Annotated in this window: 8 protein-coding genes; 4 read left to right on the forward strand and 4 right to left on the reverse strand. The window is 44.2% G+C overall.

The annotated features are described in order from the left end of the window. Nucleotides 1-180: 180 nt before the first annotated feature. The 4 genes from D9X91_RS07135 (at nucleotide 181) to D9X91_RS07150 (ending at nucleotide 4,874) form a co-directional block, all read left to right on the forward strand. Nucleotides 181-1,320 carry an amidohydrolase gene (locus tag D9X91_RS07135; RefSeq protein WP_121679884.1) on the forward strand — a complete coding sequence of 380 codons (1,140 nt, stop codon included), beginning with the start codon at nucleotides 181-183 and terminating at the stop codon, nucleotides 1,318-1,320. Nucleotides 1,321-1,466: 146 nt separating this feature from the next. Further along, a complete protein-coding gene (gene trhO / locus D9X91_RS07140; protein WP_121679885.1) occupies nucleotides 1,467-2,441 on the forward strand; it encodes an oxygen-dependent tRNA uridine(34) hydroxylase TrhO in 975 nt (324 codons plus the stop codon). Nucleotides 2,442-2,646: 205 nt separating this feature from the next. Further along, nucleotides 2,647-3,555, forward strand: coding sequence for a UTP--glucose-1-phosphate uridylyltransferase GalU (gene galU / locus D9X91_RS07145; protein WP_233569721.1), 909 nt, complete (start codon nucleotides 2,647-2,649; stop codon nucleotides 3,553-3,555). Continuing rightward, nucleotides 3,552-4,874, forward strand: a complete 1,323-nt coding sequence (locus D9X91_RS07150) for a UDP-glucose dehydrogenase family protein (protein ID WP_121679887.1) — start codon at nucleotides 3,552-3,554, stop codon at nucleotides 4,872-4,874. Before galU ends, D9X91_RS07150 begins: the two co-directional genes overlap by 4 nt. Before the next feature lie 51 nt (nucleotides 4,875-4,925). Here D9X91_RS07150 and D9X91_RS07155 read toward each other — a convergent pair whose 3' ends face one another. The 4 genes from D9X91_RS07155 to D9X91_RS22465 form a co-directional block, all read right to left on the reverse strand. Then, nucleotides 4,926-5,384: a hypothetical protein gene (locus D9X91_RS07155; protein WP_121679888.1), complete on the reverse strand. Its 459-nt coding sequence runs from the start codon at nucleotides 5,382-5,384 to the stop codon at nucleotides 4,926-4,928. A gap of 21 nt (nucleotides 5,385-5,405) precedes the next feature. Beyond that, nucleotides 5,406-5,981 (reverse strand): hypothetical protein, encoded by a 576-nt coding sequence (locus D9X91_RS07160; protein ID WP_121679889.1) that lies wholly within the window; start codon nucleotides 5,979-5,981, stop codon nucleotides 5,406-5,408. A 2-nt stretch (nucleotides 5,982-5,983) separates the two neighbouring features. Continuing rightward, entirely contained in the window at nucleotides 5,984-6,538 is a 555-nt protein-coding gene (locus D9X91_RS07165) for a transposase (protein WP_121679890.1), read from the reverse strand. 153 nt (nucleotides 6,539-6,691) lie between these two features. Beyond that, nucleotides 6,692-6,835 carry a hypothetical protein gene (locus D9X91_RS22465; protein ID WP_158598259.1) on the reverse strand — a complete coding sequence of 48 codons (144 nt, stop codon included), beginning with the start codon at nucleotides 6,833-6,835 and terminating at the stop codon, nucleotides 6,692-6,694. Nucleotides 6,836-7,062 lie beyond the last annotated feature (227 nt).

Below are 7,062 nucleotides of genomic sequence, written 5' to 3' on the forward strand. Positions count from 1 at the left end.
GTAATTAGGACTAATTCCCCACCAATAGGTTTGTTTACAATATTCAAAATATAATTTATTATCAGAAAAGGGAATCAAGTTATTTGATATGTTATCTCAAATTTTTCTAAAAGACAACAAAAATTGCAAATTATTTAAAATTATCTAAAAACTTTATTTCTTTAAAGGGGGAATTGACTGATGAAAGCAATTGTCGGAGGTATCATTTTCATTGGAAATGGCCAAATCGTCTCAGCCGGGACGGTGTTGATAGAAAAAGGAAAGATTTTAAAGGTAGGACATGATCTAAAAGTACCAGAGGACTGTGAGGTCATTGACGCACACGGAAAAATTGTGACGCCGGGGTTGATTGATGTCCACACACACCTTGGTGTACATGAAGAAGGAGTTGGGCAGGAAGGTCACGATTTCAACGAAACGACATCTGCCGCCACACCTTATGTACGCGCTGTCGATGGCATCAATCCCGAAGAAATAGGCTTTTCGGATGCAAGGCGCTCCGGTGTGACGACGGTACAGATCATGCCTGGAAGCGCGAATGTGATCGGCGGAGAGATGGTCATTTTGAAAACGGTCGGACATATCGTCGATGATATGATCGTGAAAAGCCCGTCCGGCATGAAAGCAGCATTCGGAGAGAATCCGAAGCGGTTCCATGGCAGCAAACGGATGCCGAATACAAGGATGGGGATTGCCGCGCTGTTCAGGGAACAATTCATTAAAGCTCAGACCTATCTTGAAAAAATTGATGGCGGAAAAGGTGTGGACCGCGACCTCGGACTCGAGCAGCTGGCAAAGGTACTTAAAAAGGAAATCCCGCTCCGCGTCCACGCCCATCGCGCCGATGACATCGTGACCGTCATCCGCCTCGCCAAGGAATTTGATATCGACTTGACCATTGAGCATTGTACCGAGGGGCACCACATCGCAGAATTTTTGGCGAAATCGGAGGTGCGGGTTTCCACGGGGCCAACGATGTCTTCCCGTTCGAAGGTCGAACTTGCCGATAAAGGCTGGCACACACTGGTTGCCTTGGCGGAAGCGGGAGTCCCATTTTCCATCACGACCGATCACCCGGTAGTTGGCATTGAGCACCTGATGACCAGTGCCATCCTCGCCGTGAAATACGGCCTGGATGAAAAAGCGGCCCTTCAGGCAATCACCTTGAATGCCGCCAAGCACCTCGGCATCGCAGATCGCACCGGCTCGCTGGAAGAAGGGAAAGACGCCGACATCGCCATCTGGAGCGGAGATCCCTTCGACCTCAGGAGCAAAGTCGAGAAAACTTTTATAAATGGGGAAATAGTGTTTAAAGGGTAAAGAAAGGGTGACAGGCACCATCCATTTTCTGGATGGTGCCTGTCACCTTTTTAAAAATATGTTATAATAGACAATCGTAAGAATAATAAGGAATGCCAAATCCTAAGATTATATCTTGCAAATATAAATCGAAGGTGGAAATAAACATGGAAACAAAAGATTACCGAGTACTTTTGTACTACAAGTATGTCCAAATCGAGAACCCTGAGGAGTTTGCGGTGGAGCATAAAGAGTTGTGCGCGAACCTCGGACTTAAGGGAAGAATTTTGATTGCGTCAGAAGGAATCAACGGAACCGTCTCTGGTACAGTCGAACAGACAGACCAATACATCGCTGCGATGAGGCAGGATGAGCGTTTTGCCGATACGGTCTTCAAGATCGATGAAGCAGAAGGTCATGCCTTCAAGAAATTAAAGGTTCGCCATCGTCCAGAACTTGTAACATTGAGACTCGAAGACGACGTCAATCCAAACGAATTGACAGGGACTTATTTAGAGCCGAAGGAATTCTTCGAGGAAATCCAAAAAGAAGACACAATCCTTCTTGATGCACGAAATGACTATGAATTTGACCTTGGACACTTCAGAGGAGCCATTCGTCCGGATATTACCAACTTCCGCGATCTTCCTGATTGGGTCCGCGAAAATAAAGATAAATTATCAGGCAAGAAAATCATTACGTATTGTACAGGCGGAATCCGCTGCGAAAAATTCTCCGGCTGGTTGTTAAAAGAAGGCTTTGAGGATGTCGCACAGCTTCACGGCGGAATCGTCACGTATGGTCAAAATCCTGAAACACAAGGTGAACTATGGGATGGCCAGCTTTACGTATTTGACGAGCGCATCGGTGTGCCCGTCAATCAAAAAGAACACGTGGTTGTCGGAAAAGACTATTTTTCAGGCGAGCCTTGTGAACGCTACGTCAACTGTGCAAACCCATTCTGTAACAAGAAAATCCTTTGCTCAGAAGAAAACGAACACAAATATCTTCGCAGCTGTTCACACGAATGCCGTACACACAAAGACAACCGCTACATCGTCCAGCATGAACTAAGCGAAGAAGAAGTCGCTGAAAGAATGCAAATCATCGAAGACGAAAAAGCTGTAAAAACAGAAGCGTAAAAAAGGTGACAGGCACCATCCAAATATTGGATGGTGCCTGTTTTTTTATTCTAACACCCCTCACCTTTTGACACTCTACTAAAGAACTACATATATTTACGCAAGCTTTACGAAAGATTTATGTTGGCATGTCATAATTATAGCTAGAGGAAGGCAGGTTAGAAGGACGGATCCTGCTTTTGAAATTCGTTTTGAGGTGATGATATTGTCCAACCAAATTGTGAAAAAAGCCATTATTCCAGCTGCAGGCTTAGGAACGAGGTTTTTGCCTGCAACGAAAGCTCAGCCGAAGGAAATGCTCCCGATTGTCGACAAGCCCACGATTCAATACATCATAGAAGAAGCTGCCGCAGCAGGCATCGAAGATATCATTATCGTCACCGGCCGGGGAAAAAGAGCCATTGAGGATCACTTTGACAAATCGTATGAACTTGAAGAATTCCTTTTTCAAAAAGGCAAATATCACTATCTGGAGTCGGTTCAGCGCATATCCGATCTTGCCAACATTCATTATATCCGCCAAAAAGAACCTTTGGGGCTGGGGCATGCCATCTCTTGTGCAAGATCCTTTATCGGCGACGACCCTTTTGCCGTGCTACTAGGAGATGATATTGTCAAAAGCAGCACCCCATGTATCCAGCAGCTGATCACTCAGTTCAACCGCGTCCAACATCCAATTATCGGCGTTCAGCCAGTAGAGAAACAAAGCGTTTCTAAATATGGCGTCATCACCCCTTCTCACGATATTTTACCCCAAGAAGACTTACTGAAAATAAAAGGCTTGGTAGAAAAACCCGAAACCCATCTTGCCCTATCCAATTTAGCCATTATGGGCAGATATGTCCTGACTCCGGATATCTTCCCGATTTTACATTCATTATCACCGGGTGCCGGAGGGGAATATCAGCTCACTGACGCGCTCAATCAACTCAATCAGCAAAGGCCGGTCTATGCCCTTCAATTTGAAGGAATGCGCTTTGATGTCGGTGATAAGCTCGGGTTCATCAAAGCAACGGTGGACTTTGCCTTGAATCGTCCTGAACTGAAGGAAGAAGTTTTTGCCTATCTTGAGACCATGATAAACAAAATAACTTCAGGCGGTGGCTTAAAATGAGCAGGGTAACGGTGATGGGAACTGGGTATGTTGGGTTGATTACAGGAGTCTGCCTTGCTGAAATCGGTCATTCGGTTACTTGCATCGATATTGCTCCGGAAAAAATCGAGCAATTAAGAAGAGGGATTTCTCCCATATTTGAACCGGGATTGACAGACTTGATTGAAGAAAACCTTCGCTCCGGCAACTTATGGTTCACGAACAAACCGGAAGAAGCGATTCCGCAATCGGAATTCATTTTTATTGCCGTCGGGACCCCGCAGCGAGAAGATGGATCGGCTGATTTGACCTATATTCAACAGGCTGCCAAAACGATTGGGGCGCACCTTTCTATTTTGAATACGGTGATTGTGACGAAAAGCACCGTACCTGTGGGAACCAATGGGAAGATCGAAGAATGGATCAAGGATAGCCTCCATGCAACCATCCCTTTCGACGTTGTCTCCAATCCCGAATTTCTGAGGGAAGGATCGGCTATACAGGACACATTTCAAGCCGATCGGATTGTCATTGGATCTGAAAACGAGGAATCCGCTCAACGGGTAGCAGCATTGTATGAACCGATGAATATTCCGATATTCAATACAAACCGCGAAAGCGCCGAACTCATCAAATATGCATCCAATGCGTTTTTAGCAACGAAGATCAGTTTTATCAATGAAATCGCCAATTTGAGCGAAAAACTCGGTGCAGATATTAGCGATGTCGCCTATGGCATGGGGCTTGACCACCGGATTGGAACTGCATTCTTGAAGGCAGGATTGGGTTATGGGGGTTCATGCTTTCCGAAGGATACGAATGCTCTCGTGCAGATCGCGGGCGGGGTCGATCATCGATTTGAGCTGTTGGAATCCGTCATCAAGGTCAATCAGCAGCAGCCACTCAAACTGTTAAATAAAGCGGTGCAGCACTTCGGATCATTGCAGGGCAAAGAAACGGCCATTCTCGGGTTGGCCTTTAAACCGAATACTGACGATATGCGGGAAGCCGCCTCCATCACCTTGATCGAGCATCTACTGGCGGCCGGAGCAAAAGTGCGCGCGTATGACCCCATCGCTGCGGGTCATGCTCAAAAAATATTTGGGGACCGAATTGAATACTCCGGTTCCATTGAGGAATGCCTGCATCAAGCAGATATGGCATTTATCGCAACCGAGTGGGAAGAAATCAAACTATTGCCGTTATCCATTTATCAAAAACAAATGAAACACCCCGTTATTTTCGATGGGAGAAACTGCTACAGCCTTGCAGAAGCAGAACGCCATCAAATCGACTACTACTCCATCGGCAGAAAAACTAGCACCTTCATTCGAAAATGAAAAGGGTGACAGGCACCATCCAGAAATTGGATGGTGCCTGTCACCCTTTTTTTAGTAGTCCCAAACCATCCTCCATTCTCCTTTTTCCTTCACCGTATAGCATTTTTGTTCTATCGTGATTTCCCCAAAGGAGGTTTCATAGGTTTGGGTGACCGTTGTTTCATATAAATTGGTGAAGTGCCTGCCATCGCTGAGCGTATTCCACTCATCCAGCTTTTTAAAATGGCCGATTGTATATTTGAAGCTTTTCGCTTGAAAATCCTGCATAAACACGTGCGGTCTGAGCTGAACATACTGTTCCTTCGGCATTTTTTCCTTCATATATGAATCAAAAAGCTTCCAGGAGCTGCCGAAATCCCCCTTTTGTTCATAATGATAGAAGGAGTCCACCACCTTTTCTGCCGAATGTTTTCCCGATGTAAAATAGTGAACAATCCCAGCGATAAGTACAGCAACAGCAACAAGAAGACCGATCAATCCGTATAATGGCCAGTTCGTTCTCCTTCTCAAAAAAATCACCCTCTTATGATGTCAACGATAAACCCACAGGATCCGCCAATTGCCGTCCTCTTTTACCACTACGCACTTTTGCTTCATCGTGAATATTCCAAAGGAAGAATGATAGGTTTTGGAGGCCGTCGTTACATACACATCCTTGAACGTTTCATTTGCCCCTTCCATCTTCCATGAACTCTTTTTCTCCAGTTTCCCAATGGTATAAGTGAAGGTTTTCGCTTTGAAATGATTCCAGAAAATATCCTCCCGACGCTTAACGTACGTGTCTTTTGAGAATTTGTCCTTCATTAATGAGTGAAATAGATTCCATGACTGTCCGAATTCACCCTGCTGCTCAAACATATAAAAACGGTCGACAGTCCGCTCCGCTTCGTGTTTCTCAGAAGGAAAAAAATGAATCAACAGAAAGAGCATCCCTATGACCAGAACGCTTCCCCCGACCAAAGCCAATACCGCAGAATTGCTCCTCCTCCTTCTCACACCATCACCCTCAATAATCGTGATCAATAATGTATATATATGCTTGGCTTGGATGAGAAATGTCCTTTTTGGGTGACAGGCACCATCCAGAAAATGGATGGTGCCTGTCACCCTCATTCCATCTCAGCATATTCGCAATAGTATTCACGGTATTTTTGGGATTTTTGTGGGAAGCTGTTCGGAAGATCCTCCAAGTTGATGAATTCAAAAGGCGGGGTAGACCCGAATTTGTAGTATTGGTAGCTGCTGTATGGGTAAAATTCCATTCTGGCTACCATTGGAGCGTTTGTTCGGATTGGATTTTGATGAATGTACCTGCTGACGTAAAGGAGATTTTTCGGAAAGAAAATTGGGGAGCTGTTGAAGCGCTGTTGAAAGACATGTCCAACATGCTGATACCGCTGATTATAGTAATCGGTGTAGCGCTTATTAAATAGATTCATGATTTTTGAGATGGTGATTGTTTCTGATTTTAATAGAAAATGATAATGGTTGGTCATAATGCAGAATGAACAGATGGATAGAGGATAAGACTGGTGAATCGTGGTCAAAAGACGGAATGCTTGCTGCATATCGGTGTGATCCTTGAATATATTCTGCCGGTTATTCCCCCTCAAATAAATATGGTGGTACAACTCCGGCATCCATAACCTTCGTTTCCTAGCCATGACAGTCTCCTTTCATTTTATCTGGATATATTATACAGCAAAAGGGTGACAGGCACCATCCAGAAAATGGATGGTGCCTGTCACCCTTTTACATCGTTATAGAAACCCTCCATGGTCGGCATGGAGGGTTTAGATTTTATAATATATACAAGATTAGGATTTTTCCAGTTTAGAAGGAGTGAAAACTTGTCCTAATTCCTGTTTAAGCATGTCTAATATGGCGTTGGCATCTATGTTTTCTTTTTCGCTTAGTGCGATTGATTTTTCCAATATCGTCGACAATTCCTTGGAGGTCAAGATCATCCTACCTTCTTTCTTTTAAAAATACTCTTACACCGATTTTAATCGAAAAATGTCAACTAGTGTATTAAATTTATGTTGCAAACACCAGCTTTTTGTAACATTATGCATTATCAGATAATTACCCATTCTCATTAATATAAAACATATATTTTAAAAATAAAGGTTCAACGTCAAATGTTGGGGTGATGTGAATTTTGCTTCACCCTTATCCAATATGTGAA

Origin of the sequence: Falsibacillus albus, from assembly GCF_003668575.1 — a bacterium.
Lineage (GTDB): Bacteria > Bacillota > Bacilli > Bacillales > DSM-25281 > Falsibacillus > Falsibacillus albus.